Origin of the sequence: Rhodococcus sp. OK302, from assembly GCF_002245895.1 — a bacterium.
Classification (GTDB): Bacteria; Actinomycetota; Actinomycetes; order Mycobacteriales; family Mycobacteriaceae; genus Rhodococcus_F.
The window spans coordinates 79,203-106,146 of sequence record NZ_NPJZ01000001.1 but is presented as its reverse complement, the minus strand read 5'-3'; the positions used below and the strand labels follow the sequence as shown (position 1 = coordinate 106,146).

Sequence of the window (26,944 nt, the reverse complement as noted above, 5' to 3'; positions counted from 1 at the left end):
TCCCCGGCAGTCGTCCTTGATCGTTCACTGACTGGAGTGCAGGCACATGTACGAGTGGTCCGACACCGACCTGATGTTCCGCGACGCCTTGCGGGGCTTCATCGACAAGGAGGTGCGCCCACACGTCGACAAGCTCGAAAGTGGTGAACTGCCTCCCTTCGACATCATCCGCAAGCTGTACGAGACCTTCGGACTGGCCGATATGGCACGCGAAGGCCTCGAGAAGTCGCTCGCCCGTGAGCGTGGCGACGCCCCCGCCGGTGACGGTGAGAAATCCAGCGCCTTCAGTGGCGCCGGCAGCATGGGCGTCGTACTCAACAGTGAACTGGCCGGCGTCACCCTCGGCCTCGTCGCCACCATGGGTGTGAGCCTCGGATTGACCGCCGGCACCATCCGCAGCCGCGGCACCCTGGCGCAGAAGGAACGCTGGCTGCCCGGGCTGGTCACGTTCGACACCGTCGGCGCGTGGGCCATCACCGAACCCGACTCCGGATCGGACGCCTTCGGCGGCATGAAGTCCTACGTACGACGCGACGGCGACGATTACATCCTCAACGGCAACAAGACCTTCATCACCAACGGTCCGTACGCCGACGTCACCATCGTCTACGCCAAGCTCGACGAAGGTGACGCGTCCGTCGACCGCCGCGACCGCAAGGTTCTCGCGTTCATCCTCGACAAGGGCATGGAAGGCTTCACGCAGGGCGCTCCCTTCAAGAAGATGGGCATGAACTCCTCGCCCACCGGCGAGTTGTTCTTCGACAACGTGCGCATCTCCAAGGACCGACTACTCGGCGAAACCGAAGACAGCGGAAAGTCCGACGGAAAATCCAGTGCCAAGGAAAGTTTTGCTGCCGAGCGCATCGGCATCGCATCCCTGGCATTGGGCATCATCAACGAATGCCACCGGTTGAGCATCGACTACGCAAAGTCACGCAAGCTGTGGGGCCGCGAAATCGGGCAGTTCCAGCTCATTCAGCTCAAGCTCGCCGAGATGGAAATTGCGCGAATCAACGTGCAGAACATGGTCTTCAACGCAATCGAGCGCACCGCGGCCGGCGACAAGGTGACCCTGGCAGAGGCATCGGCGATGAAGCTGTACTCATCCCGTGCGGCAACCGAGGTTGCAATGGAAGCCGTCCAGTTGTTCGGCGGCAACGGCTACATGGCGGAGTACCGCGTCGAGCAGCTCGCGCGCGACGCGAAGTCGCTCATGATCTACGCCGGCAGCAACGAAATCCAGGTCACGCACATCGCGAAGGGACTACTAGGCTAGTTCTGGTTCAGAAACGGAATTAGCGACGCCAGAACAGCTTCGGAGGCTGCGACGGCACTGGCATGATCAGTGCCCTCGATAACGGTCAACGAACAATCAGGGATCAGGGATGCGGCGTACTCGGTATCGGGGCGCCGCTCCCGGTCTTTCGAGCCGACAAACATCGACGTCGGGGTGGTCATTGCGCGAAGAACGGCGTCGTCGATTCCGGGTTCGACATCCGACCGTCGCATGTACGCAGCCAAGGCCAGCGCATCATTGCGACGGAACGCCGCAGCAGTCTGCGGATCGACGGGCCTACCGCGTCTGATACCCCAGCCCTCGAGGAAGCCGTCCATACCGGCGCGCTCGAGAGCGTCGACGCAACCCGGGAAGAACAGAGCGTCGAACGCTCCGGTCATAGGTCGACTACTGCCGCCGCCGACGGTCAGCGATCGGACTCGGTCGGAATGTTCGATTGCCAGCGACAATACGGCTCGACCACCGAACGAGTACCCCAAGACATGCGCGGGTTCGAACGGCGATTCGGTATCGAGGATTTCGAGCAGATCCGCAACCACCAGATCCATTGCATAGGAATCGGAATCGTGTGGCTTGTCGCTCCGGCCATGACCACGCATGTCGACGAGGATGAGTCGATACTGCGCTTGCAGGGCTTTGGCGTAGCCGAATCCCCGCCAGATCGAGTGGGACAAGGCTGTGCCGTGCACCATCAGCAGGGGAGTGCCTGTCCCCACAACCTGGTACGCGATACGGGTGCCGTCGACCGGGTTCCTCACGTCCTGCATCACCGATTCAGTATGGACGTGAACCGGGCGGCGGGCTACTCGGGGTCGATTTCTTGAATTCCGTTCTCATCCATACTGATCCAGCGGGTGATTCCGATGTCCCGCAGGAAGGGGAGATCGTGACTGACAACTACAAGCGCACCCCGGAAATCTTGTAGTGCCTGCGTTAGGTGAGCGAGGCTCGGCAGATCCAGGTTGTTGGTCGGTTCGTCCAGTAGTAGGAGTTTTGGTGCCGGCTGCGCCAGAAGGATGGTGGCCAGCGCTGCGCGAAGCCGTTCGCCGCCGGACAGAGCTGACGCCAACACATCGGAATCTGTTCCGCGGAAAAGGAATCGAGCCAGCTGTCCGCGAATTTCCTCACTGGTTGCGTGCGGCGCAGCCAGTGCGACGTTGTCGGCGACCGACAGGTCATTGTCGAACACGTCGAGTCTTTGGGGCAGGGCACGGTAGGGAACGAACGGAGCTGACGCCAAGACTGCGTCGAGCAGTGTTGTCTTGCCGATTCCGTTGCGTCCCACTATTGCAATGCGTTCGGGTCCGGTGATCTGCAGTGAGATTTGTTGGCCGCTACGCAATGTCACCTCGTCCAGCGTAGTCACCTGCTGTCCTGGAAATACCTCGGTGGCAGGCAGATTCAGCCGAATCTCACGGTCGTCCCGAAGCAATTCCTCGGCGTCGGTGAGTGCGGACTTGGCGTCGTCGACCTTTCCGATGTGGCTGACCGCCAGCTTTCCCGCGGACACCTCGGCCTTACGCTTGCGAGTCTGCGCCAGAATGGGTGGCAGACGCTTTTCGTCGAGCATCTTCTGTCCGTACCGCTTTCGGCGGTCCAGCTTGATACGTGTCTCGATCAGTTCGCGACTCTGTTTTGCCAGATCGGTCTTGGCGTCTCGTACAGCAGCCTGGGCGTTTTCCTGTTCGGCAGCAACTATTTCCTGATACATCGAGTAGTTGCCGCCGAACACTCGGAGATTGCCGCGACGCAATTCAACCGTGAACTCCATGCTGTTCAGCAATTCCCGGTCGTGGCTCACCACCACGACAGTGCCCGGAAACTGCTGCACTGCATCGTGAACCCTGCCGCGGGCCTCGCGGTCCAGGTTGTTGGTCGGCTCGTCCAGTAGCAGTACCTGCGGATTTTTCAGTAGTGCAGCCGTGAGGCCGAGTAGTACTGTCTCGCCGCCGGAGAGAGTTCCCACCGTGCGTCCCAAGGCTTGGGTATCGGGTACAACACGCTCGAGGCCAAGGCGATGCAGAGTGGAGATCGCGCGTTCCTCGATATCCCAGTTGTTGTCGACTCGGGAGAAATCGGACTCCGTACCATCTCCGGTTTCTATGCGGTGCAAAGCCTTTCGCAGGTCATGAATGCCCAGGATGTCATCAACTCGGACGGCAGGGTCCAATGTGATGTCTTGGCGCAGATACCCGATCTCGCCGGAAGTGTTGACGGAGCCGGAATCCGGTGTCAGTTGGCCTGCAATCAGGCGCAACAGTGTCGACTTCCCGGATCCGTTCAGTCCCACCAGGCCGACTCGGCCGCTGGGAAACACGAGGTTGAGGCCGGCGAAAACCTGCTCGCCGTCAGGCCAGGTGAAGGTGAGATCGGAAAGCGACAGGTATGAATGAGAATGGGTCATGCGTACTCCAGAGGGTGCGGGGAACCACCCGGCTCAGCCGCGGCTGATGGGTGTGGATGCCTTCGCGTAATTAACCTCTAGATGAGCAACGGCCCGTTTCCTGTTCTGCTGTCTTGCGTTTGATGCGCTCACCGCTGGCGCGGACGCTTGTGATTCGCCGTCAACGGTACTCGATGGCCGTCGACGTAGGCAATTGAATTGTTGCGTGGATCTCCTCTCAGATTTTTGGGCCCTCCGCTCGCAGGTCTTCCACCTTCGACATCGCGTCCCGTAGTTCCGCGAGCCACTGTTCGCTGTGTTGGCCTGCCAAACGAACCGTCCACTTGAGGGCGTCAGCACGTGATCGAGCGACACCCGCGTCGACCAATGTGTCGAGAACCTTGCGCTCGGGTTGCCGCAACCTCGTCATCACCGGAACTGCGAGATGTGTGAACAGGACGGTCTTTTCGTCGAGTTTCACTCCCCACGCGACCTTGCGTCCGTATCGGGCTTCCGCCTCGTCGGCGATACGCATGCGATCGGCGCGTGTGGTTTCACGGAAGCGAGAGATACGCCCCTCGGTAGCCGCGTCTCCGCCGTCGACAGGCGGTAGTTCTCCGATGACAACAATTTCCTCGCGGTCCACCTGAACATCGGCGGGGCCGGTGAACCAGGTGTCGGGGAGTCGGCCGGCGAACCAGTCGGCCGCGTCACCGGCGTCGGGAACAGAAGCTTGTTGCCAACCACCCGGGCGACCGAATCCGCGCTCGCCGGGGCCGTGTGAATTTTTCATGACGTTCTCCTGAGAAGTCGTCTGCAGTGCTTATTGCACTGATTACATGATTACACCGATATTCGAAGCTTCGCCACAAATTCGGGCATGATCGAGAATGTGCGCCAGTCAAGAGTCGATACCCGCCGCAGATTGATCCGACGAGCCATAGCGTCGGTGGCGCTGGGAGCAGCTATGACGGGCAGCGTCGTCGCCTGCAGTAGTGGCCCTGACCAGCCGCGATCAGTGGCCGAGCAGTTCGCGTCGGCGCTCACGGCAGATGATGTTCAGACGGCTGCCAACCTCACAACGGATCCTGCCGCGGCATCGACAGCGATAACAGCCATGATCGACGGACTGGGGAAGGACGAGGGCACGTTCACGGTCTCGGATGCCGAAGAATCCAGCGACAACGCCGGAACCTTCACCCTCGACGCATCCTGGAAGTTCGCCGAAGGGCAGGACTGGTCGTACTCGACGCACGGGAGCGCATCGGCGAGCGGCGACAACTGGCTGATCCGATGGGACCCGACGTTGCTCGCCCCGGATCTGACGGCATCGACAACCCTTCGATACACACCCACGACGGGCACACCGCCCGTCGTTCTCGATTCCGCCCGCCAACCCATCATGGAGCAGCAGGTGGTGACCCTGGTGAATCTCGATCCCACCGCGGATACCGTTGCCGTAGCGGCACTTCTGTCACCGATCGCACCGACCATCACCTCGGACTCCTTGCGCAGCGACCTCGCTGCTGCCGCCGGCAAACCCGTCACCGCCATAACCCTTCGCACGGAAGACCTTGCACCCATTGAAGATCGACTGGTTGCCGTACCCGGTGTGACGCTGGCGCCGCAGGCACGGCTGCTTTCCGTCGACAAGGCTCTTTCGTCGCCGACATTCAGTGGGCTTGCGGATCTGTGGCAGCAAGGTCAGGACAAATCTGCCGGCTGGGCGGTGCAACTGGTGAAAGAGAACGGCGCCGCAACGACTCTCGCCGGGCAGGACGGCCCGGTCGCCCCGAACATTGCAACCACGATCGATCGAAACCTTCAGTTGGCCGCCGAAAACGCACTTGCCGGGGTCACGCAGCCGGGAGTGATCGTTGCATTGCAACCGTCGTCCGGTGCAGTTCTGGCAGTGGCGCAAAATTCGGCTGCAGATGCTGAGGGGCCGATTGCTTTGACCGGTCTGTACCCGCCGGGATCGACCTTCAAGACCGTGACGACGTCGGCCGCGCTGCAAGCCGGCGTCGCGACTCCCGACACGATCCTGCCGTGCCCCGGGACCGAGAACATCGAAGGCCGGCAGATTCCCAACGACGACGAGTTCGACCTCGACTCGGTACCGCTGCACACCGCATTTGCGAAATCGTGCAACACCACGATGGCGAGGCTCGCCGTCGGACTGCCCGCCGACGCTCTGCATAACGCGGCCCTGCAATTCGGATTGGGCGTCGACTATGTCACCCCGGGCCTGACGACGGTGACCGGAAAGGTTCCCGCCGCGAACACTCCGGCTGAGCGTGTCGAGTCCGCGATCGGGCAGGGCGCAGTCACGGCCACGCCGTTCGGGATGGCGTTGGTCGCGTCGTCGATCGCGAATGGTGCGACACCGGTTCCGATGCTTGTGAAGGGGCAACCAGGCGTCGCCGATCAGACGGTTGCGCCCGCTCCGTCGGCGGTGACCGAACAGTTGCGCAGGATGATGCGAGAGACCGTCACGGGCGGAACGGCCACCTCGCTCGCGGACATCGACGGACTGTTGGGCAAGACCGGAACGGCGGAAGTGGACGGGGGACCCGCCCATGGATGGTTTGTCGGGATCAAGGGAGATCTGGCATTTGCGGTGTTCATTGCCGGCGCCGACAGCTCCGCACCTGCTGTGCAGGTAGCCAGTACTTTTCTGCGCTGAAACCTCATTGCGGTTGCAGTTCGATGACGCCTCCGTGGCTCAACCGTGACACGTTCGTAGGCATCCCGTGCTTGTTACCGGTGTGACTGGAGTGAAGAGTTGCTGCAATGGGGACCGGATCACAGATAAGCCGTCGCGGGAAATACGTTATTGCCTCGATAGCTGCTGTCGTTATGACAGTGGCACTCGCATCGTGCGTCGTCGGGGGAGACAAGAAGACCGATGCCGCTTCGGTGGTCGAAGACTTTGTCAATGCCCTCAACAATCGTGACATCGACGCCGCCGCCGCCCTCACCTCGTACCCCAACGCCGCCCGCGCATCGATCGCGCAGATGTTTGACGGCCTCGACGCGAAGTCGACAGATTTCGACGTCGCGCAGGTTATGGACCTCGGTAACGACTCCGCATTCTTCACACTCGATGCCGCCTGGAACTTCGGCGAAGGCAAAGACTGGACCTACCAGTCGCAAGGCGAAGTCCGCGACCTCTCCGTCGGTTGGCGCTTGTCCTGGGATCCGGCCGTCATCGTTCCCGGCCTCGGCAATGGACGCACAGTCTCCTACACCCGGACCGATGCGGCGCCGCCCAAAGTCGTCGACGCCGGCGGCACTCTGCTCATGAACGAGCAGACCATCAACGCCATCACCCTCGACCCGGCAACAATGCCCGATCCCGTTGACACCACCACGCGACTCGCGAAAGTCATCGAACCCGTCGCTCCGCTCGTGACGTCGGAATCGATGCTCGCCGACCTCGCGGCGAACCCCGGCAAGCCGGTCACCGCAGTACTGCTCCGTGACCCCGACTACGCCTATCTCGAAAGCGATTTCGCCATCCCCGGCGTTGTGGTTGTCAAGACACCCAAGTTGATCGCGTCGGACAGGCGGATCGGCTCGCCACTCCTGGATCCGCTGCGCACTGTGTGGCAGGCAAACCGCGACGCCACCGCAGGATGGGCCGTCAACCTCGTTGATTCGGGCGGCGTGCCGACCAAGCAAGCCGGCGTCCAAGGGCCTCCCGGTCCTGATGTAGCCGCAACCTTGGACTCTCACACACAACTCGCGGCCATCGAGGCTGTCGTCAGTGCCGGAACTCCCGCAGCCATCGTCGCGATCCGACCCTCTGACGGTGCGATTCTTGCTGCAGCACAAAACAATCAGGCAATCGAACAGGGACCGATCGCATTTACCGGACTACGTCCGGCCGGGGGTGCCCTCGACCTCGTCCGGCTCGCCGCCTCAATTCAGAACGGCGTCGACCCCCGTGCGGTGTCCCCCGAACAATTGACGGGTACCGCGCAGCAACTCGGCCTGGGCAACGGATTCAACATCCCCGGCTTGGACCAACAGACGGCAGTATTTGCGTCCGACCGCCCGGGTAGCAATCAGTCCGTGAGCAACATTCTGGCGTCGAACAAGACAGTGAACACCGGCGATCCGCAGGTCACTCCGTTCGGAATGGCAATGCTCGCAGCATCTATCGCACGCGGCAGTGCTCCGACGCCGATGATTGTGTTCGGTCAGCCGGCCACCACTGACGTCGCCGCATCCCCATTGCCGGCCGATGTGAACAACCGTCTGCGCGACTCCATGCGCGGCGCCGGTGGGCTGGTGGGGTACCCCGATCTCATGGCGGCGGGGGCTGCGAGCGGTGACGATCGCTGGTTCTTCGGATCACGCGGTGACCTGGCATTTGCAGTGCTCGTCGCTGATGCGGACGGCAACGACCGGGCGCAGCAGATGACGGAGAAGCTCTTTCAGGAGCTTGCCAAGCCTGCCGACAAGTAGGTACCGGCACCGGGTAGGTTCATGATTCGTGAACCTGCTCGATTTCGGATTCCTCGTCGTAGCGGGATTTTTCAGCGGACTCGTCGGATTTGTCACCGGACTGGCATCCATCGTTTCGTATCCCGCGTTAATCAGTGTCGGATTGTCGCCCGTCAGTGCCAACATGACCAATACTGTTGCGCTGGTTGCCGTCGGCGTCGGAGCGTTGGCGAACTCCTCCCGTGAGGTTGCCGACACCGGGCCCAAACTTGTTCGGTGGGGTTTCTATTCGGCACTCGGCGGTGTTGTCGGGGCACTGATTCTCATGCTTGCGCCGGAAGGATCCTTCGAATCCGTCGTACCGGCGATGGTTGCTTTCGCGGCACTCGCATTGCTACTGCAGCCGAAAATTCGTGAGCTTTCCGGTGGGGGAGAGCGTCCGGGAATCTACTCCGCGGCACTGTTTGCCGTTGCCGTCTACGGCGGTTACTTCGGTGCCGGCGCGGGCGTGATCTTTCTTGCGGCAACGCTGATCCTCACGTCCGAAACAGTGTGGCGTGCAACGATCCTGAAGAGCTTCTTTCTCGGTATCGCGAATCTGGTTGCAGCGCTCATCTTTGCGTTCTCCGGACAGGTGCACTGGGTGGCTGCGCTGGCGATGGCTCTCGGCGCGTTGGCCGGTGGTTGGTGCGGACCTCCCGTCGTCAAGAAAATCCCGCCATCGGTACTGCGCGTGGCAGTGGCAATGGCGGGATTCGCTCTGGCGCTGTGGCTGTGGGTCAAATAGCTACTGCACGCCCTGCATCAGCTTCTTGATCCACGGCGACGCGACCGCGAGAATGACTCCGATTCCGATCGACGTGAATCCGATGACCAGGAAGAACGGCTTGCTGTCGTCGATGTCGAAGTAGCCCGCCAAAGTTCCCGCCATCGAAGTGCCCAACGCAACGGACAGGAAGAACAACGCGACCATCTGGGTGTGGAAATGCTCCGGCGCGAGTTTGGTTGCGAGAGAAAGACCAACGGGGGAGAGGAACAGTTCCGCGAAGGTGAAGAGCAGGAGCACTCCCGCCAGTCCGAGGAGTGGCGCGCTGTTCGGTCCACCGCCGGTGATGGGGATGAAGGCCAGAAATGCCAGACCCATGATGCCGGTACCGATTGCGAACTTGATGGGCGACGACGGTTGGCGTGGCCCGAGTTTGGTCCACATCGCTGCAAAGACACCGGCGAAGATGATGATGAACACCGGGTTGATGGATTGCACCCAGGTCGGCGGAAAATCCCAACCGAAGAGGTTGCGGTCCAACAGTTTGTCCGAGATGACGGGCACGGTGGTGAACTGTTGCTGGAACAGCGACCAGAAGGCCGCGCTGGCAATGAACATCGGAATGAACGCGAATACTCGACTGCGTTCGACCTTCGTGATGTTCTTGCTGGTCAGCATGAGCAGGAAGTACCCGACCGACGCAATGATGGTCAAGCCGACCACGATGTCGGACATGTTGTCCGCTCGGATCAGCCCGGTGATCGACGCGATGGACACCACGATGATCGCAACGATGCCGATACCGATGTAGACCGGACGCTTCTCCGGCGGGAGCGGATTGCCCGGGACTTCACCGATACCGCGAAGGTGCTTGCGGCCCAAGGTGTACTGAATCAGGCCCAGTGCCATGCCGACGGCGGCGAGGGCGAATCCGGCATGGAATCCCCACTCCTTCTGCACCGCGCCGGTCAGCAGCGGACCGACCAGTCCGCCGATATTGATTCCCATGTAGAAGATGGAGAATCCGGCGTCGCGACGTTCGTCCTTCTCGGAGTACAGATCTCCGACCAGAGATGTTGCGTTTGCCTTGAGCCCGCCACTGCCGAACGCGACCATGACCAGGCCGATGCCCACACCCCATAAGCCCGGGAACACCGCTAGCGCGAGGTGGCCGGCCATGATCAGCGAAGCGCTGTAGAACAGGGTCCGTTCGGAGCCGAGCAGGCGGTCTGCAACCCAGGCGCCCAGAATCGTGGACAGATAGACGGTGCCGCCGTAGGCGCCGACAATGCTGGTCGCGGCGGCCTGGCTGATGCCGAGGCCGCCGTCGCTGACGCTGTAGTACAAGTAGTAGATCAGGATGCCTTGCATCCCGTAGAAGGAGAATCTCTCCCACATCTCCACACCGAAGAGGTTGGCCAGCGCAAATGGCTGGCCGAAGAACCCTCGGTCTTCTTTTTCGCTACGTTCGACCGGCTCCGTGGTGTTGCTCATCCGAAAAGTGTCCTACTTCTACGGACATTTCGGGACCGTCGACACGGTTACGGCCGGGCGCGAATTTTTGCGACCACCGGCAGCAGAGCGCGCCAACCGAGAATGAAGGCGCCGAGGAAGAGCGTGGCCACCACGATGAAACTGAACTGCGTGCCCTGACCGCTGAGAACTCGAAGCAGCATTCCGAAGACGAGGGTGGAGAGCCACACGACCACGCCGGTAGGGATCAGGAGAGTGGCGTCGAACTTGTCGCGGTAGAGCGCGAGCGTGCCGGACCAACCGATGACCAAGCCGGTAAGGAAGGGCCAGGCAGTCATCGTCAACCCGGCGAGCGCATTCGCTTCGTCGTGGGTACGACGGCCGATTGCGCAGAACACGATCACGATTACGGCGTCGATCAGGAGGGGGAGCGTGTGCTTCTTCACGCCGTCAACCATACGACTGTGCGCCTTTATTAACCGCGGGCGGTTAATAAAGGCGCACAGGGGCGAAGGCCTTAAGCCTGCAGAGCAGCCTCGATCTCGAGGGTCAGGGTGATCTTGTCGCCGACAACCGTTCCGCCGCCTTCGAGGGGCATCTCGAGGGAGATGTCGAAGTCCTTGCGGCTGATGACGGTGGTGGCTTCGAAGCCGGCAACCGGGCCGTTGCCCATGCCCGGGTTGACGCCGTTGAACTCGAGGTTCATTTCGATCTGGCGGGTTACACCGTGGAGTGTGAAGTCGCCGGCGAGGACGAAGTCGCTGCCCTTGGCGCGCACTGCGGTGGACTTGAAGATTGCCTTCGGGAACTTTTCGACGTCGAAGAAGTCAGCGGACTTGATGTGGCCGTCGCGCTGCTCGTTCTTGGTGTTGATGGAGTCGACGGAGATCTCGGCCTCGGCGGAAGGCGTGCCGTCCTCGGCGACCGTGACGGTTCCGGAGAACTCGTCGAACGTTCCGCGAACCTTGGAGACCATGAGGTGGCGAACCGAGAAAGCGACGGCCGAGTGAGTGGGGTCGATGACCCAGGTTCCGGCGGTCAATGCGGGCAAGGTGGTGGTGGCGGTGGTCATCGAAGCTCCTCGATAATTAGTTGAATGTTCAATTGCTTGTTGGTTCAACTATGAACCCTCGGGATTTCTTCCGCAACCCAGAGTGGCTTGCATCACACGGTGTGGATTATTACGTTTGCGGCTAAGCGCCCGGTTGTTGGCGACGCTCGAACTCGATAGCCATCTCGGCGTCGTCGTGACGAGTTGCGCGGAAAGAAATCAGGAAGACAATCCATCCGACGATAACCACCAGCACGAAACTCACCATGCGGTAGACGAATACGGACGCGATTGCCTGCGCGCCGGTGGCTCCGGCGATGGTGAGCGCCGTGATCAATGCAGCGTCCACGTAGCCCAGGCCGCCGGGCATCAGCGGAATACTTCCCACCGCCTTGGCTGCCGCAAAAGCGATCAGCAGCCCGGCAAACGAGGGTTGCGCACCAACGGCCCAGCATGCGAATCCGAGGCACGCCACGTCGGCAACACGATGGATTGCCGACCATCCGAAAGCGACGACGGTATCGGTGCGGCTCAGTTCCACCGAATCCAGTTGAGTGAGAATCTCGGACCAACGCGCCATTCCACGGTCTGCCGGGTTCTCGCGAAAGTTGTTGTATCGGGCAAGAACCCAATGTCCGACGCGCTCGATACTGCCGGGGTTCTGCGCGATGTACCGCAGACCGAAAAATATGAGAGCTACACCGATCATCGAGATGGTCATCGTGATCGGGCTGACCTTGGTGCCGAAAGCCAATGCACCGGTGGCGCCGAGAAGAGCCAGCGTCGCAGCTGCGATCACACCACACATCGCCAACTGCCACGAGGCGACTACCGGCGTCGCACCCCACTTGCGGGTCTGTTTGTACGTGAAGGCCGTGGAGAACACCTGCCCCGCGGGCAACGTCAGCGCCATCGCGGTACTCGCGTAGATGACCGAGAGGTTCCGGGCGTGCCCGGCCACCACCCCGGCAGCATTGAGGAGTCTCTGCTGAACCGATGCGTAACCGCTCAGCGACAAAGCCTGTGCGCCGACGCACGCCGCAACCCAACCCCAATGGATTTCCGTCAGCGTGCGCCACGATTCACTGAGCTTGGGCCAAAGGATGGTTCCCTCGACAATCAGCAGAGCGATCAAGGCCAGACCGACGACGTATTTCAGCCACCAGAAGCGCCCTCTGACCCGGCCGGATGCGGCCTTGGGCGGGGTATTTCCAGGCTGAGCCATTGACTCAGCCTAACCAATCGGTTCGGGATCGACCTCAGGATACTTTTCCGGCCAGGCCAGATGGGTGAGCCGCCGGCGCCCGCGAAGCTGGACCTGCTCGCCCAGTTCCCACTGCGCCTGTTCTTCCTCATCAGCGAAGTACAGTGCGCTCGTCGACGCGAGAACTCGGCTGGGACGGAACTTCGCAAGCTCCGTCAGACGCGAAGCCTCGTTCACCGGATCACCGATCACCGTGTACTCGAAGCGCTCCGCCGCACCGATATTTCCAGCGACCGCCAACCCCGCACTCACACCGATCCCTACGTCCAGACCGGTGATTTCATCGAGCTTGAAGCGCAGTTCGCGGGCCGCGGCAAGGGCAGCGGTAGGCGCATCCGGGCGGTCGAGGGGAGCGCCGAAGATGGCGAGCGCCGCATCTCCCATGAACTTGTTCACGAACCCGTTGTGACGGTCGATCACGTCGACCACAACCCGGAAGAACTCGTTGAGCAGTTCGACTACTTCGCCAGGCGGACGCTCGGCCGCAGCACCCGTCGACCCGACCATGTCGACAAAGAGGACTGCAACAAATCGTGTTTCGCCGCCGAGTTCGGTACCGAACTGCAAAGCGCGTCGAGCAACGTCTTCACCGACATGCTGACCGAACAATTGCCGGAGCAGCCTCCGCTCGTCGGATTCCTTCATCATCCGGTTGAACCCGACCTGCAGACGCCCGATCTCACTGCCGTCGAACACCTCGACACGAACGTCGGTGGCACCGCGCTGGACCCGCTCGATGGCCCGTCGAAGCTGGCGGATGGGGTCGGAGATCTGACTGGAAGTCAACATGGACAGCGCAAGAGCCTGCACGATCGCCATGATCGAGATCAACAGGATTGTCCAGGCCAACGAGTCGGGCGCGAAATCGAAGTCGCTGCTGAGTTGAGTGGCGCAGAGCAGGATGATGCCGGCGACGGGCATGAGCGTGCCCAGCCCCCACGTCATCGCCAGGCGGGTGCCGACGCCCGGAGCCATCGTCCGGTCGAATTCGCCTTCGCTGAGAGCTTGGGCCGCGACGGGTCGCAGGATCCGCTCGCCGAGCATGTACGTGAATCCGAAGGTCGTGGTCGCAGCCATGCACACGGTGACGACCACCGCGATAGCCAATCCGGGTACCTCGTTGATGGTCAGCAGCACGAAGATGACGCCGCCGAGGACCCAGAGAACAAGGTGGACGATCGCCTGCCGGAGCGGGGCATGCAGCGCTGCCATCTGCTCACTGCGTGTCGGCGGCCCGCCGCGCAATCGCCACCGAATGACCTTGCGGAGCATCATCGCCGCCGCAGTCAGACTGACAACTCCCGCAAACGCGAGGTAGATCCCGAATATCGCAAAGTTACGGACATGCTTGGCGACGATCGAGTCGGACTCCTGGATGGGCACGCCGTACCGGACGAACGCAAAAACCAGTACTGCACCGAGCAAATTGGCCGCGAGCATCGAGAGCATATAGATGGGCCATCGACTGCGGATCGTCACCGCTATCGCTCTGTATGAGGCCCGCACAGCGTTCAATTTAGCTGGCTGGGGTCGAACTGTTGGTATGCGCGTCCGATTTTGCGTCCTCCCTCGCTTGTCGGCATAGAGAGTTAGGCTCCCGATGTGAACGCAAATGTGGGGAATGCGGACGGGGATTTCGGTCTGAGCGAGTCCGAGCGGGTATGAGAAAGCCCATCAGCGCCGACGCCCAGGCAGTGCATCCCGGCGTGCGCATCGCCGCCGAATGGTCATGGCGCCTCATCATGATCTTCGCGGGCTTGGCCGTCCTCGCCTACGTAGTATTGCGACTCGAGACAGTGCTCATTCCGGTGGGACTGGCGCTCCTGGCGTCGGCGCTGCTGGTGCCGTTGGTGGACCGCTTGCAGGCGTGGGGTGTACCGCGATCCGCAGCGGTAATCCTCGTACTGCTCGGCGCGATCGGAATTGTCGCCGGAATCTTGGCCTTTGTCGTCGCGCAGTTCATCGACGGACTGCCACAGCTCACCGACCAATTTGCCGCCAGCGTCACCCAGATCCAGAACTGGCTGACCAGCGGCCCGCTCCATTTCAGTGAAGATCAGATTCGGCAGGCCGGCGATTCCATCGTGAAGTCGGTGCAGTCCAATCGTGAAGAACTGACCAGCGGCGCCCTGACCACGGCAACCGTCATCGGTGAGATATTCACCGGTGCCTTCCTGACCCTCTTCACTCTCATCTTCTTCCTGTACGGCGGCGATCAGATCTGGGGATTCGTCACCAGGATCGTTCCGCGTGATTCCAGACGCCGAGTACGGATCGCCGGGTCCGCCGGCTTCGGATCGCTTATCGGATACGTACGCGCGACAGTTGCAGTTGCCGCTGCGGACGCCATCGGAATCGGTTTGGGCCTGGTCATCCTCGGTGTTCCGCTGGCCATGCCCTTGGCTTCGCTGGTGTTCGTCGGCGCGTTCATCCCGATTATCGGCGCCTTTCTCACAGGCTTTCTCGCAGTTCTCGTTGCCCTGGTCACGAAGGGACTCCTGACCGCCCTGATCGTGCTCGGCATCATCATCGGCGTGATGCAACTCGAAGCGCACGTCATGCAGCCGTTGCTGCTCGGACGAGCGGTTCGACTGCATCCATTGGCAGTGGTTCTCGCGATTACCACGGGCATCGTCCTCGCCGGGATAGTCGGCGGACTCCTCGCAGTACCCATCGTCGCCGTCCTCAACACGGCAATTCGCTCGTTGCTCGCAGACGACCCTGAGACTGTGTACGAGCAACTGCACGTCGAAGATCCCGAGACACCCCTCTACCCGGCGCAACCCGACGAAGTGCGAACCGAACCGCGAACCGAAAATCCGATCGCACCGAGCGATGTCACACCCGATGACTGAACCTGAACTGCCTGAACCTGCACAGCCTGAATCTGAGCTGCCTGAACCTGCCGGCCGACGGCGATTGCACTACCGGCCCACCGTTTCCGGAGTAGACACCGATCCGGATGCGCCGCTGTGGCGGGCCGCGCAGGCATTTCGGCTGGTCACACTGATCTACGCGATCAGCTATCAATTCGCGTCGGCTTCGGACTACACAAATTCACGTCTCAGCTGGTTCTTTGTCGCGCTGATGGCGGTGTGGTCCGGAGTCTCCGCGGTATTGCTCGCCGGCGGAACGGTTCCGCACACCGGTACGCTCAAACGTCAGATACAGCGGCGACGTCGGATACGCACTTACGTCGTGCTCACCGATCAAGTAGTCGTCATTGCATTGATGGCGTCGACGAGGCTCGTCTCCGACCCCGAGTGGTACCAGAATCACCAGACCTTGCCCACCACACTGTGGGCGACCAATGCGGTGATTTCTGCGGCTATTCTCGGTGGCCCCTGGCTCGGAATCGCGTCGGGCGTTCTCATCTCCGCGGCGAGCGCGATCATTCGCGACCAGATCAATCTCGATCTGTGGCGTGACGCCACAGCCCCGGTCCTGGTCTCGGTGGGTTTGGCGCTGGGCGTGGCCACCACCACCGCCAGACGCGCCCATTTCCAACTCGAACAAGCGGTGCGTCTCATCGCTGCTACCGAAGAACGCGAACGGCTTGCCCGAGAAGTTCACGACGGAGTTCTGCAAGTTCTGGCGATGGTTCGAAGACGAGGTGCTGAACTCGGGGGCGGCGCCGCGGAACTCGCCGAACTGGCCGGGGAACAGGAAGTCGCGTTGCGGATGCTCATCTCCGAGCAGAGTTCCGGCGTCACCGCCGACGTCGGTGGCCAGAGCGTAGACCTCGCTCCACTGCTCACCACTCAGGCGAGCACAACCGTTTCCGTTTCCACTCCCGCCCACCCGGTGGTTCTCGGTCGCGACTGCGCAATCGAACTGGCCGCAATCGTCGACAATGCCCTGTCCAACACGGCTCTCCACGCCGGACCTGGCGCCAAAGCGTACGTACTTCTCGAGGATCTGCCCGGCGAAGTCATCGTCAGCGTCCGCGACGACGGCGTTGGCATCCCGGCAGGTCGTTTGGCTGCCGCCGAAGCCGAAGGCCGCATGGGAGTATCGAAGTCCATTCTCGGTCGTGTGGCGGCGCTCGGCGGCACCGCAACCCTGCACACCGGCCCCGGGGAGGGCACCGAATGGGAGATCAAGGTTCCGAAGGGGAGCGATGACAGTGACTGAAGAAGGCGGAGTCGCGGGCGTTTCCGTGATGGTGGTCGACGATCATCCGATGTGGCGAGACGGAGTGTCCCGAGACCTCGAATCAGCCGGGTTCACCGTGACAGCCACCGCTGACGGTGTCGAGCGCGCCCGCAATCGGGCAGCCGCCGTCAAGCCGGACGTCGTTCTCATGGACATGCACCTGACAGACGGAAACGGGGCCGAGGCCACCGCAGCAGTGCTCGAAGTCTCGCCGAACAGCAAGATTCTGGTGCTGTCAGCATCGTCCGAACGCGACGACGTTCTCGACGCGATCAAAGCCGGAGCATCCGGCTACCTGGTCAAAAGTGCCTCCGTCGCGGAACTGCTCGACGCAGTACGAGCCACCTACAACGGGCAGGCAGTATTCACCCCGGGCCTTGCCGGACTGGTTCTCGGCGAGTACCGGCGGATGTCCAGTGCCCCGGCTGACGACCGCGCACCGGAGGTTCCCAGGCTCACCGAACGTGAGACCGAGGTACTGCGACTGGTTGCAAAGGGCCTCAGTGCCAAGCAGATTGCGACGCGGCTTTCCCTGAGCCATCGAACCGTCGAAAACCATGTACAGGCCACGCTCCGCAAACTGCAGTTGGCCAACCGGGTGGAATTGACGCGCTACGCAATCGAGCAAGGACTCGACTAGCGCTTATCCTGGAGGCATGGAGGCCAGGAATCTACGAGTATCGGATGCAGAGCGAGAGCACGTCGGCGAATTGCTGCAGAAAGCAGTCGGGCAGGGAATGCTCTCGCTCGGTGAGTTCACCGAACGTATGGACACCGCGTTGGCCGCGAAGACTCGCGGTGAACTGAACGCCGTGCTGGCAGATCTTCCCGGCATCACCTTGATCTCGGATTACGAACCGCCGGCGTATCCGGCAGGCCAGCCCGGCTACCCGTATCCGCAGGCCCAGTACCCGCAACCTCAGCAGACGCAGTATCCCCAGCAGGTTCGGTATACCCAGCCGCAACCGCCGGTCGGTGTTCCCGCAACCGGGCCGTACGGCGCGGCCAACGCAGCGATCGTTCGTGGACGCATGTCGACGGTGACCCGAAACGGGGCCTGGATTGTTCCGCCATCGGTGGTGATCGACACCCGAATGTCCAGTGTCACCATCGATTTCACCCGCGCAGTCATGCAGACTCAGATAGTGCACGTCTCGATCAACGACTATGCGAGTTCGATTGCGCTGATCGTTCCCGAGGAAGCCACCGTCGACATGAACGACGTCGAAGCCATCGGAGGCAGCGCTTCCAACAAGGTGCGCAGCGGGCCGCACATGGGTCCGTTGCATCTTGTGGTGCACGGCAAGGTCCGTTTCGGTAGCGTCACCGCCAAACATCCCTTCGGGACGACCTTCCGAAAGATCCTGGGTTCCTGATCTGAAGAAGCACCCGGGGCAATCGAGTAGTACTACTCATCTGAATCCGGGTCTCCGATAGCAGGCTCGGAGTATGACCACACCAAGTTCTCCGGGCGTCGATCCGCGACTCGTGACGGCGTTGTCGACCGAATGCGAGAGTATCGGTCGAGCGCTGCACCACCTGGGGCAGAACCTGTCGATCCTGCAGTCGCAGTTGGTGAGTGTGCCTGCGCAGATGCCTGTGCAGGTTCCGCCCCCGGCAGCTCCGTCTCATGTTCCGCCGCTGCAACAGCAGTACGCTCCGGCACCCCAACAGCAGTACTCTCCGCGGCCGCAACAGCAGTATGTTTCGGCGCCACAGCAGTATGTCGGCGCGCCGTACACCCGTCGTGAGCCGTGGTGGCAGCGCGACGGAGTGATCAGTCGGCTACTGGCGATTGCCGGCGTCTCGGTCACCTTGATCGGGGTTGTCATGCTTCTGGTGCTGGCGGCTCAGGCCGGATTCTTCGGGCCACCGCTCCGCGTCATCGGTGGTGCCGCGCTGTCCGGGGGATTGATCTTCGCCGGATTTCGGGTGTACGGACGCCCCGGCGGCCGGATAGGCGCAATTGCGCTGGTGGCTACGGGATTGGCCGGTCTCTACCTCGACGTCATGGCCGCGTCGGTCCTGTACGGCTGGCTCGTTGTACCGGTGGCGATGGTGGTCGCATTCGGAATTGCCGCTGCCGGAATTGCCGTGGCAGTGAAATGGGATTCCGAACCGCTTGCACTGCTGATCGTGCTCGGCGCTGCACTGCTGGCCCCGGTGCTGACGGGTGCAATCACATTGACGCTCATCGGTTTTCTGGTCGCAATCCAGCTGGCGGCATTCTCCGCCCAGCTTGGTCGAGAATGGAAGTACCTGGGCTTGGCTCGAACGGTGCCGGTGGTACTCGCACTCGTCGTCGCCGTTGCTTCGGGGCTCATTTCCGGCGCAACCGATAGTGAAGCAGCTCAATTGGTTGTCTGCGCAATTCTTGTCGCTGCGATCGGCTTGACCTCTTCGGTTCTGGTGCAGCGCGCCGGTTCACCTTCACGCGGCGGCGTTCCGGGCGGATGGTCGAGTGCAACCTTCGTTGTTGCGACACTCCCGCTGATCGCTGTCGGCTTGCTCCTCGACCGTCAGATGGTGGCCGTGCTGTACGGCGTCACGGCTGCGCTTCTCCTGTCCGGAGCTGCGGTGGGCCGTGCTCTGTCGGCTAACCTTCGAATGTCAGTTGCCGGCGCCGGGGCATTGGCGCTGCTGCTCTGCTGCGCGGCGGGATCTCCTGAATCGTTGATCGCCGCAGTTCTTCTCGTGGTTGCGATGATTTTCTTCGGTGTTGCATTCTCGGCCGGATCGCGATTCGTGTTCGCCCTCGGATCGATCTTTGCCGCGGCCGGGCTGATCGGATTCCTGGTGTCGGTTCCGCCCGCGGCGCTGATGACGGCTCGGGCTGCGTCGGCGCACCTCGATGCGATCTCTGCCTTGACAGGCCTCGCTGTAATCGGCGTACTCATCGCCGGTGCGTGGACGATCCGACGACTGAAGTTGGTAGACGAGAACAACATTGCCACGATCTGGGCCCTCGCCGGTCTGGGTGCCCTCTACGGATTGACGTGCGCACTGGTGGCTTCGGGCATCGAGATCTGGGGCGCGGCAACAGGATTTGTGTTCGGCCACAGCGCCGCGACCGTAGTGTGGATGCTGGCAGCCACATCTGCCCTGGTGTACGGCCTGAACAACCGCCGGCACGCGCACGTGATGCTGGGAACCGGGCTTGCGCTCACCGGCGCCGCGCTAGCGAAGCTCTTCCTGTTCGATCTCGCAACACTCAGCGGTCTGGTGCGTGGTGTTGCATTCCTCATCGTCGGACTGCTGCTCCTGCTTGTCGGGACGCGCTACGCACGCGCATTCGGCAAGCAGGAACAGGTCAACTCTGCTTCTTCTGCCTCGCAATGAGTTCGCTGACACTGACGGCATTGTTGTCGTCAGGGCGGTGGCGTCCACTGGCTGCATCCTCCGCAGTGCTTCCGGTGACCGCAGTGCTTCCGTTGACGGGGGTTTCGGTGACAGGCTGGCTGGCACCGTTGTGTGCAGTCCCGTTGCTTGCACTCCCGTTGCTTGCACTCCCATTGGTTGCGACAGTTGCTCGCACGACGGGAAGTGGCCTCGATGCGGGCGGCGTCGCCTCCGTGGTGCGCAGATCCGACAACCAGCTTTCGATCGGACGTTCTTCGGCTGCAGTGGGAGACGCCGGTGTAGGTTTCACAGCCTTGTACATCGGGTTGGGAACCGGCGCTTCGATCAGGTCCTGCGGGGCCGTAAGAGGTGGCCGGTCCGTACTGCGGCGCCGCGGCGTCTCGCCGGGCTTGACGGTGGGCGCTTTGACGGACATTTCGCCGAGGGGGATGGGCTCGGTGAGGGGGTCTGGTTCACGTTTACCCGAAGCCGGCGTGATGGGAGGCTGCACCCGAGATGTCGCGGTCTTGGCGAAGCCTGGTCCGGCGATCGCGCCGACAGGCATGAGCTGCGGGATGTTGGCGAGTGCAAGCTCACTGTCCAGAATCGGCTCGCCGAGACCGATCTTTTCCTGGATACGTTTCATCCAGGCCGGAGCCCACCAGCAGTCGTCGCCGAGCAGCTTCATTGTGGCGGGCACGAGGAACATACGGATGAGCGTGGCGTCGATGACGAGCGCCGAGATCATGCCGTACGAGATGTACTTCATCATCACGAGTTCGGACAGGCCGAATGCAGCGGTCACCACGATGAGGATCAGAGCGGCCGCAGTGATGATTCGGCCGGTGTGCGCAGTTCCGATACGGATTGATTCGGTCGTGCTTGCGCCCTGGGCGCGGGCCTCCACCATGCGGGAGAGCAGGAACACTTCGTAGTCGGTGGAGAGGCCGTACACGATCGCGATGATCAGGACCAGAACTGGCGACATGATGGGGCCGGGCGTGAAGTTGAGCATCTCGGAGCCATGTCCGTCGATGAAGATCCAGGTCAGGATTCCGAGTGTCGCCCCCAATCCGAGGGCACTCATCAGAGCTGCCTTGATAGGCAGGACCAATGATCCGAAGGTCAGGAACATCAACAACGTCGTCAGCAGAAGGACCGTGACGACCATCAGCGGCAGGCGGTCGAGGAGTGCGTCGACGCTGTCCTGCTCGATGGCGGGGGTGCCGCCGACGAGGACCGTCGTACCTTCAGGCCATTCCGCGGACCGGAGGTAGTCGACGGTGGGACGAGCCTCGTTGCGTTCGGTCAGGCCCGCTTTGAGGACGTTGACGCCGTTCTTCGTCGCCTGCTCGGGAGTGAACTTCTCGACGAGTCCCGGAGCGGTGTTGGCCGTCTTCATGATCTGGCCGAGAGCTGCATTGTCTGCGCCCTCGATGACCAGACGGACAGGCTCGGTGCGGTTACCCGGGAAGAGTTCGTCGAACTCGGCTTGCGCCACGCGGGTGGGACTGTTGGGCGGCAGATACGTCTCGTTGATGCCACCGAACTTTATGCCGCTGAGCGGAATGATCATCAGGAGCAAAGCGACGATGATCGGGATCGCGACTTTGAGCGGATGTCGCATCACGAACGTGGTGAGCTTGCCCCAGAACCCGTTCTCGATTTCTTCGTTGGTCTTGGTCTGACGCAGTCGCTTGAAGGTCAGGGCGTCCACCCGTTTGCCGAGAATTCCGAGAATTGCGGGCAGGATCGTGACGGACGCAATCGCGGCGAGCATGACGGCGGCGATTCCGCCGTAGGCAACGGATTTCAGGAAGCCCTGAGGGAAGAGTAGAAGTCCGCCGAGGCTGACCGCGACCATCGTGGCCGAGAACATGACTGTTCGACCGGCCGTCATGACGGTTCTGCGGACTGCGGAAGGGATGTCGTGCCCCTCGGCTATCTCTTCGCGGAATCGAGTGACGATAAACAAGCCGTAGTCGATGGCAAGACCCAGTCCGATCAGCGAGACCACGGGCGCAACAAATGCGTTGACCTCGGTGAAATTGGTGATCAGACGGATGATGCCGTTGGCCCCGATGACAGTGAGGCCACCGATGATCAGGGGGAGTGCCGCAGCGACCACGCCACCGAACACGAAGAACAGCAAGATACCGACGGCGGGAATCGCGAGCATTTCCATGCGCTTGATGTCATTGGCCATCGTGTCGTTCAGAGAGTTCGCCACCGGCTGCAGGCCGGCCAACTGAACGTCGACGCCGTCGATGTAGAAGGCGCTCTCGACGTCGCGGAAGTTGTTGGACACAGCTGTGTCGTTGTCGCCCGCGATGGCGACGCTGGCCACCGCGTGCTGCCTCGTCGGATCCGCCAAGGCGGCGACGGAGAGTCCGTCGCCGACCTTGAAGTACGAACCGTTGATCTTCATGATCTGGTCGGGGTGCTCGGCGACGAGTCGTTTCAGGCTGTCGATGACTTTCGCCTGGAACTCGGGATCGTCGACGGTCTTGCCTTCAGGCGCTGTATACAGCGCCAAGACGTCGCCCGTTGTGCTCCGCCCGAATGTGCCGTCAGCGAGTTTGGCAGCCTCGACCGATTGCGATCCCGGATCGTCCCAGCCGCTCTGGCTGAGGTGATCTTGCAGGCTCAGACCGTAAGCGGCGAGCCCAAGAAGACCCGCCACCATGACGGCGATGACGGTGAAGCGGGCACGGTAGACGATGCTTCCCCAGCTGGCGAACACTGATCAACTCCTATTCGGCAACACTTTTTCGCCCGATGAGCAGGGCGGAAAGCGGTCGGAACGGCTGCAACCAGGCGCCCTCGTCGGGCAGAGTATCCAGGCTTACCCGCGGCAGAGGCTCGCGGAAGACGCCGGGAATGTCCTCGAGATCGACGAAGTCCAAGATGTCGGACGACACAGCCCAGCTGGCGTGCTCGCGGAATCCGAGTACTTGAACCGGAATGCCGGTTGCTGCGATGTTCTCCAACGGTTCGCGGAATGCTTGCCCGTCGGCGGACGCGACCATAATTCCGGCCAAGCCCTCGCCGTACCGCAGAGCGATGTGCTCGAGCATGTCTGAATCGACATCGCTGTCCTCATCGACCTTCGGCTTGGCGAACACCGCAAAACCCACATTACGCAACGCTTCGACCCAGGGGCGTACAACGTCGGCGCTGCCGGTCGCGATGTTCGTGAAGACTGTCGCTTCGGGCTCGAGAGTGCCGATTTCCCGAGTGGACAGCTCAGCGGTGCGCGAGAGTAGCCAGCGGCCGAGAGCGTCGAATCGTGGCCGGTAGGCGGCCGTCGGGCGTCCACCGAGGATGGCACCGAGGCCCATGTCCAGGTTAGGGGCGTCCCAGACGAGAAGTACCCGCTTGGGGTGGCGGGAGTCACGACCGAGGTCGAGGGGAGATCCTGATGACGTGACGTCGTCAGATAGCTGTTCGCTGACACTCATGCTCTGATCTTCCCCCATATGAACTCGTTGATTGCACTTCCGACTTGATGGGCCTTGTCCTCGAACTTCGTGACAGGCCGCTCATGGGTCATCGGGGACTCCCAATCGAGTGCCGTCAGCAGAGGCTCCTGGTTACCGATTTCATCGATCCATTCGGCGTAGTCGGCATGGTCTGTGGCGACGTGAAGAACTCCGCCCGGCTTGAGACGGTTGGCGATCAGCGCGAAGGTCGGAGCCTGCAACAGGCGACGCTTGTGGTGCCGAGCCTTGGGCCACGGGTCCGGGAAGAACACGCGCACACCCGTCAACGATTCGGGGGCGATCATGTTTTCCAGAACGTCCATTGCGTCACCACGGAGTACACGAATGTTCGGGATTTCTTCGCGTTCTACCTGCTGGAGCAGCTGCGCAAGCCCGGGGCGATAGACCTCGATGGCGACGAGATTGACGTGCGGCTCGGCCTTGGCCATCGCTGCGGTGGCGGTTCCGGTGCCCGATCCGATCTCGATGATCAGGGGTGCGTCGCGTCCGAACCAGGCGTTCGCGTCGAGGGGGTATCGGACACGTCGGCGCCGATGAGCGGCCACTGACGGTCCCACGACTTCTGCTGTGCGTCGGTCAGCGCACCCCGGCGCGAGCGGAAACTTGTCACGCGCGGATGGAGACGGGAACCCTTGGATTCTTCCGTCTCGCCAGCGTTCGGGGTTGGCAGTGCGTGCTGATCGGCTTCGTTCACGCGTCCATTGTCACGCATGAGCGCCATATATCGCAGACGGGTCTGAAGTTCGACTTGAGGCTTTCTGTGAAAAGCGCGGAAAACAGGACAGGAATCCGTGTAATTCAACACCGGATGACGTGCCGGGAACAGCTCCCGCGAAGTGGACCTGACAGAATCTGGCCAGCACGAGGGGAGCGTGGGGTGGGGATGAGAACTGGGGCTCGATTGATGTCCGCGGGTTCGCTGGAGGATGCGAGCGCGGAACCGATGGACGAATTGAGACGGCTCGCGTACCGGCTGATGCCGATCGATCAGCGCGCCGCAGAAGCCGTGCATTCGATTGTCGGATCGCTGACAGCGCCGCTGCAGGTGCTTGTTGCCGGACGAAGCGGAGTGGGTCGGTCGGCAGTGGTCCGGTTGCTCGAAAGTGACAGCAGAGCGACGCGTCGTGTCGGCGGTGCTCCGGTGATCCCGACGGAGACGCGAGCATTAGATGTGCCGGGGGCAAGTGATCCGGACCTGACCCACCACTGCGTCGTGTACGTGGTTGTCGACGGAATTCGTGATGTGGATCGGCGTGCAGCGGGGCGGTTGTCCGATCGTGGGCTTGTCGTCGTGAACAAGGCCGACTGCGTGGGTGACGGCTGGGGAGCTGCCGTCGGACGAGCCGCCGAGATTGCGGATGAGGTCGGGACTGCCACGGTTCCCCTGGTGGCGTTGACGGGAGAAGGCGGTGGCGTCTTTTTCGACGCCCTCGCCCGGATCCTCGAGACTGCGTGGTGGCGCAGAGTCGACGGAATGCGATCAGTACTCGACAGGCTTGCCGCCGTGGCCGACGCAGACGAGGCCGGCGCGCAGGACGAAGTCGAGCGGTACTTGGCTGACGAGAGCGGGGTGATCTTTGCCGCGACTGCAGCACTGGTGCGTCCGGAGTTGCAGGAGTTTGTCGCCGCAGCGCCCGCTTTGCCGAAGACGGTCGACGATGCGCTGTTGTGCGCAACATGGTGGGGCGGGCAGGCGCAACGCGAGCACTCTTCGTGGCCGGACGCGATTTCGCTCGTTCAGCGTGGATACGTCAGAAGGTGGGCTTCGCTCGGCGGCGGACCCGAGCGACCCGAGGTCGCTCCGTGACCGACGATCCGACGGGAGCGTCCGCCGCGATGCGGCCGGTGGTGGAGCGATGGAATCCGGCCGGGGCGTCGGGGAACGTCGAAGAAGGTGAATTTAGCAGTGCTGCAAAGGTTCTTGTTATCGGTCTGCCTCGGTGTGGGCGCGAAGAGGTGGAACAGTTGCTTCGCTCGCGCGCTGGATATGTCACCGTCGAGTGCGCGACCGACGCGATAATCGTGCTGTTGGTCATTGACGCCGCCAGCGTGATCGGAAGAGAAGAACTGGAGTTACTCGACGAGGCGGGGGTTGGTGGCGTTCCGTTGGCGGTAGTGCTGACCCGTGTGGACGTCTATCCGGACTGGGAATCCGTACGTGTCCGTGACCTGGGCATTCTTGCTGCCCATAGTGATGTCTACGGTGCCGCCGCCGTCATCGATTTGTCCGAGCACGATGGGGCGGCGTCGTTGTTCGCCGTTGTCGACGCAGTCCGATTGCGTGCCGTATCCCAGCCCGGCGGCGAAGTGATCGCGGAAACCCGAAGAATGATCGACCTCGAGATCCGAAATCTCCGCGAGAATGTCCCCGGCGTCGAATTACGTTCGGAGCGAGCACAGTTACTGACCGAACGTGACGGCCGACGCAGTGAACGTCTTGCCCAGATGCGAAGCCGGCTCCAACGGGCACGCGGTGATCTCACACAGCAGATTGCAGACACCACCCGTACGACGGTGGCGTCGGCACGCATCTGGATCGACGAGTCTGTCCGAGCTGAACTCCTGAGCTTGCCGGAGCGTCTCGAACATGAAGTTGCTAGCGACACAATCATTTTCGATGCCGCGATGTCCACTGCAGTCGGATTGGGGGAGGCCGGTGGCCATCTTCCCGTGCCGCGTTTTCCCGACGGACCGGCCGCGCGGCCGCGCGGGAACGAAGAGCGAATCACCGTGTTGGTCGGGGCATCGGCTGGACTCGGTTTGGGTCGGATCGCAGTCACTCCGTTGGAGATGATTCCGGCCCTGGACATTGCAAGCATTCCGGTGACCCTCGCGCTCGGCGGGGTAGCAGCGTGGTGGTTGAGTCGAGCGAGAGGCGTTGCCGCAGACCGAGCGCACGCTCGCGCCTGGTTGGTCGAAACGATGTCTACCGTGCGAGCGCAATGGGAGCAACGCGTACTGAACGGACTTCTCGACGCGGAAGTGGACCTCGGCAACGCGATCATGGCGGAAAGTCGTGAATTGATTGCGTCGGCGCAGGCTCGAATCGTGGAGATCGACGCCGAACTCCGGACGCTGAGCCAGGCGCATACCGGACAATTGGCAGCCTGTGAACGAGACCTTGCAGTTCTGAACGGATCCGGTCCCTGAGCAGGTTATCCACAGGCACAAACCTTCGAGGGGGAGGAGCTGCCGAAATCTGGTAATACTGATGAGTCTCGTCGTTCGGTAGGGGTTGCCGTAGCGAGGCGCAGCAGGCAC

Annotated in this window: 21 protein-coding genes and 1 pseudogene; 11 read left to right on the top strand and 11 right to left on the bottom strand. The window is 62.0% G+C overall.

The genetic code is table 11. From position 1 onward, the window contains the following. The first annotated feature begins 46 nt into the window (after window positions 1–46). Window positions 47–1,276 carry an acyl-CoA dehydrogenase family protein gene (locus BDB13_RS00455; protein ID WP_094269910.1) on the top strand — a complete coding sequence of 410 codons (1,230 nt, stop codon included), beginning with the start codon at window positions 47–49 and terminating at the stop codon, window positions 1,274–1,276. Here BDB13_RS00455 and BDB13_RS00450 read toward each other — a convergent pair. The 3 genes from BDB13_RS00450 to BDB13_RS00440 form a co-directional block, all read right to left on the bottom strand. Continuing rightward, on the bottom strand, window positions 1,273–2,064 hold the full coding sequence (locus tag BDB13_RS00450; RefSeq protein WP_094269909.1) for an alpha/beta fold hydrolase: 792 nt from the start codon (window positions 2,062–2,064) through the stop codon (window positions 1,273–1,275). The genes BDB13_RS00455 and BDB13_RS00450 overlap by 4 nt on opposite strands. 35 nt (window positions 2,065–2,099) lie before the next feature. Further along, window positions 2,100–3,701 (bottom strand): ABC-F family ATP-binding cassette domain-containing protein, encoded by a 1,602-nt coding sequence (locus BDB13_RS00445; RefSeq protein ID WP_094269908.1) that lies wholly within the window; start codon window positions 3,699–3,701, stop codon window positions 2,100–2,102. Window positions 3,702–3,918: 217 nt separating this feature from the next. Next, a complete protein-coding gene (locus BDB13_RS00440; RefSeq protein ID WP_094269907.1) occupies window positions 3,919–4,473 on the bottom strand; it encodes a hypothetical protein in 555 nt (184 codons plus the stop codon). 87 nt (window positions 4,474–4,560) lie between these two features. On the opposite strand from BDB13_RS00440, the gene BDB13_RS00435 reads away from it, so the two are divergent. The 3 genes from BDB13_RS00435 (at window position 4,561) to BDB13_RS00425 (ending at window position 8,919) form a co-directional block, all read left to right on the top strand. Further along, window positions 4,561–6,366: a penicillin-binding transpeptidase domain-containing protein gene (locus BDB13_RS00435; RefSeq protein WP_176459489.1), complete on the top strand. Its 1,806-nt coding sequence runs from the start codon at window positions 4,561–4,563 to the stop codon at window positions 6,364–6,366. A 107-nt stretch (window positions 6,367–6,473) separates the two neighbouring features. After that, window positions 6,474–8,153, top strand: a complete 1,680-nt coding sequence (locus BDB13_RS00430; RefSeq protein WP_094269906.1) for an NTF2-like N-terminal transpeptidase domain-containing protein — start codon at window positions 6,474–6,476, stop codon at window positions 8,151–8,153. Window positions 8,154–8,181: 28 nt separating this feature from the next. Then, entirely contained in the window at window positions 8,182–8,919 is a 738-nt protein-coding gene (locus BDB13_RS00425; protein ID WP_094269905.1) for a sulfite exporter TauE/SafE family protein, read from the top strand. Here the strand turns inward: BDB13_RS00425 and BDB13_RS00420 are convergent, their stop codons facing one another. The 5 genes from BDB13_RS00420 to BDB13_RS00400 form a co-directional block, all read right to left on the bottom strand. Next, entirely contained in the window at window positions 8,920–10,392 is a 1,473-nt protein-coding gene (locus BDB13_RS00420; protein ID WP_094269904.1) for a peptide MFS transporter, read from the bottom strand. A gap of 47 nt (window positions 10,393–10,439) precedes the next feature. Continuing rightward, entirely contained in the window at window positions 10,440–10,817 is a 378-nt protein-coding gene (locus BDB13_RS00415; protein ID WP_094274567.1) for a DUF3054 domain-containing protein, read from the bottom strand. Between the two features lie 71 nt (window positions 10,818–10,888). Continuing rightward, entirely contained in the window at window positions 10,889–11,443 is a 555-nt protein-coding gene (locus tag BDB13_RS00410; protein ID WP_094269903.1) for a YceI family protein, read from the bottom strand. Window positions 11,444–11,564: 121 nt separating this feature from the next. Next, complete coding sequence (locus tag BDB13_RS00405) at window positions 11,565–12,647, bottom strand: lysylphosphatidylglycerol synthase transmembrane domain-containing protein (protein ID WP_094269902.1); 1,083 nt, start codon at window positions 12,645–12,647, stop codon at window positions 11,565–11,567. Window positions 12,648–12,656: 9 nt separating this feature from the next. After that, window positions 12,657–14,135, bottom strand: a complete 1,479-nt coding sequence (locus tag BDB13_RS00400) for an adenylate/guanylate cyclase domain-containing protein (protein ID WP_094269901.1) — start codon at window positions 14,133–14,135, stop codon at window positions 12,657–12,659. Window positions 14,136–14,347: 212 nt separating this feature from the next. Here BDB13_RS00400 and BDB13_RS00395 point away from each other — a divergent pair, with 212 nt between their 5' ends. From BDB13_RS00395 to BDB13_RS00375, 5 genes are all read left to right on the top strand, one after another. Continuing rightward, window positions 14,348–15,541 (top strand): AI-2E family transporter, encoded by a 1,194-nt coding sequence (locus tag BDB13_RS00395; protein ID WP_094269900.1) that lies wholly within the window; start codon window positions 14,348–14,350, stop codon window positions 15,539–15,541. Then, window positions 15,534–16,820, top strand: coding sequence for a MacS family sensor histidine kinase (macS, locus tag BDB13_RS00390; protein ID WP_094269899.1), 1,287 nt, complete (start codon window positions 15,534–15,536; stop codon window positions 16,818–16,820). Before BDB13_RS00395 ends, macS begins: the two co-directional genes overlap by 8 nt. Beyond that, entirely contained in the window at window positions 16,807–17,481 is a 675-nt protein-coding gene (locus BDB13_RS00385) for a response regulator (protein WP_094269898.1), read from the top strand. The genes macS and BDB13_RS00385 overlap by 14 nt, the downstream gene beginning before the upstream one ends. 16 nt (window positions 17,482–17,497) lie before the next feature. Then, window positions 17,498–18,217: a DUF1707 SHOCT-like domain-containing protein gene (locus tag BDB13_RS00380; protein WP_094269897.1), complete on the top strand. Its 720-nt coding sequence runs from the start codon at window positions 17,498–17,500 to the stop codon at window positions 18,215–18,217. A 73-nt stretch (window positions 18,218–18,290) separates the two neighbouring features. Beyond that, on the top strand, window positions 18,291–20,180 hold the full coding sequence (locus BDB13_RS00375; protein WP_094269896.1) for a DUF2339 domain-containing protein: 1,890 nt from the start codon (window positions 18,291–18,293) through the stop codon (window positions 20,178–20,180). Here BDB13_RS00375 and BDB13_RS00370 read toward each other — a convergent pair. The 3 genes and pseudogenes from BDB13_RS00370 to trmB all read right to left on the bottom strand — a co-directional run bounded on the left by BDB13_RS00370 (window position 20,152) and on the right by trmB (window position 24,395). After that, window positions 20,152–22,923, bottom strand: a complete 2,772-nt coding sequence (locus BDB13_RS00370) for an MMPL family transporter (RefSeq protein ID WP_094269895.1) — start codon at window positions 22,921–22,923, stop codon at window positions 20,152–20,154. The genes BDB13_RS00375 and BDB13_RS00370 overlap by 29 nt on opposite strands. 10 nt (window positions 22,924–22,933) lie before the next feature. Then, window positions 22,934–23,641, bottom strand: a complete 708-nt coding sequence (locus tag BDB13_RS00365) for an NYN domain-containing protein (RefSeq protein ID WP_094274566.1) — start codon at window positions 23,639–23,641, stop codon at window positions 22,934–22,936. Next, a pseudogene (trmB, locus tag BDB13_RS00360) lies at window positions 23,638–24,395 on the bottom strand (tRNA (guanosine(46)-N7)-methyltransferase TrmB). Before trmB ends, BDB13_RS00365 begins: the two are co-directional and overlap by 4 nt. Before the next feature lie 171 nt (window positions 24,396–24,566). Here trmB and BDB13_RS00355 point away from each other — a divergent pair. Continuing rightward, the gene (locus BDB13_RS00355; RefSeq protein ID WP_254922649.1) at window positions 24,567–25,490 is read left to right on the top strand and encodes a GTPase domain-containing protein; all 924 of its coding nucleotides are present in this window, start codon (window positions 24,567–24,569) and stop codon (window positions 25,488–25,490) included. Next, a complete protein-coding gene (locus BDB13_RS00350) occupies window positions 25,487–26,833 on the top strand; it encodes a hypothetical protein (RefSeq protein WP_254922648.1) in 1,347 nt (448 codons plus the stop codon). The genes BDB13_RS00355 and BDB13_RS00350 overlap by 4 nt, the downstream gene beginning before the upstream one ends. Window positions 26,834–26,944 lie beyond the last annotated feature (111 nt).

Excerpts from the sequence above, each read along its gene's own strand:
- BDB13_RS00365 (WP_094274566.1), bottom strand. The coding sequence starts at position 23,641 with ATGAGTGTCAGCGAACAGCTATCTGACGACGTCACGTCATCAGGATCT.
- BDB13_RS00400 (WP_094269901.1), bottom strand. The coding sequence starts at position 14,135 with ATGCTCTCGATGCTCGCGGCCAATTTGCTCGGTGCAGTACTGGTTTTT.
- BDB13_RS00455 (WP_094269910.1), top strand. The coding sequence starts at position 47 with ATGTACGAGTGGTCCGACACCGACCTGATGTTCCGCGACGCCTTGCGG.
- BDB13_RS00375 (WP_094269896.1), top strand. The coding sequence starts at position 18,291 with ATGACCACACCAAGTTCTCCGGGCGTCGATCCGCGACTCGTGACGGCG.
- BDB13_RS00435 (WP_176459489.1), top strand. The coding sequence starts at position 4,561 with ATGATCGAGAATGTGCGCCAGTCAAGAGTCGATACCCGCCGCAGATTG.
- BDB13_RS00380 (WP_094269897.1), top strand. The coding sequence starts at position 17,498 with ATGGAGGCCAGGAATCTACGAGTATCGGATGCAGAGCGAGAGCACGTC.
- BDB13_RS00445 (WP_094269908.1), bottom strand. The coding sequence starts at position 3,701 with ATGACCCATTCTCATTCATACCTGTCGCTTTCCGATCTCACCTTCACC.
- BDB13_RS00355 (WP_254922649.1), top strand. The coding sequence starts at position 24,567 with ATGAGAACTGGGGCTCGATTGATGTCCGCGGGTTCGCTGGAGGATGCG.
- BDB13_RS00395 (WP_094269900.1), top strand. The coding sequence starts at position 14,348 with ATGAGAAAGCCCATCAGCGCCGACGCCCAGGCAGTGCATCCCGGCGTG.
- BDB13_RS00450 (WP_094269909.1), bottom strand. The coding sequence starts at position 2,064 with ATGCAGGACGTGAGGAACCCGGTCGACGGCACCCGTATCGCGTACCAG.
- macS (WP_094269899.1), top strand. The coding sequence starts at position 15,534 with ATGACTGAACCTGAACTGCCTGAACCTGCACAGCCTGAATCTGAGCTG.
- BDB13_RS00440 (WP_094269907.1), bottom strand. The coding sequence starts at position 4,473 with ATGAAAAATTCACACGGCCCCGGCGAGCGCGGATTCGGTCGCCCGGGT.
- BDB13_RS00410 (WP_094269903.1), bottom strand. The coding sequence starts at position 11,443 with ATGACCACCGCCACCACCACCTTGCCCGCATTGACCGCCGGAACCTGG.
- BDB13_RS00405 (WP_094269902.1), bottom strand. The coding sequence starts at position 12,647 with ATGGCTCAGCCTGGAAATACCCCGCCCAAGGCCGCATCCGGCCGGGTC.
- BDB13_RS00430 (WP_094269906.1), top strand. The coding sequence starts at position 6,474 with ATGGGGACCGGATCACAGATAAGCCGTCGCGGGAAATACGTTATTGCC.
- BDB13_RS00420 (WP_094269904.1), bottom strand. The coding sequence starts at position 10,392 with ATGAGCAACACCACGGAGCCGGTCGAACGTAGCGAAAAAGAAGACCGA.
- BDB13_RS00385 (WP_094269898.1), top strand. The coding sequence starts at position 16,807 with ATGACAGTGACTGAAGAAGGCGGAGTCGCGGGCGTTTCCGTGATGGTG.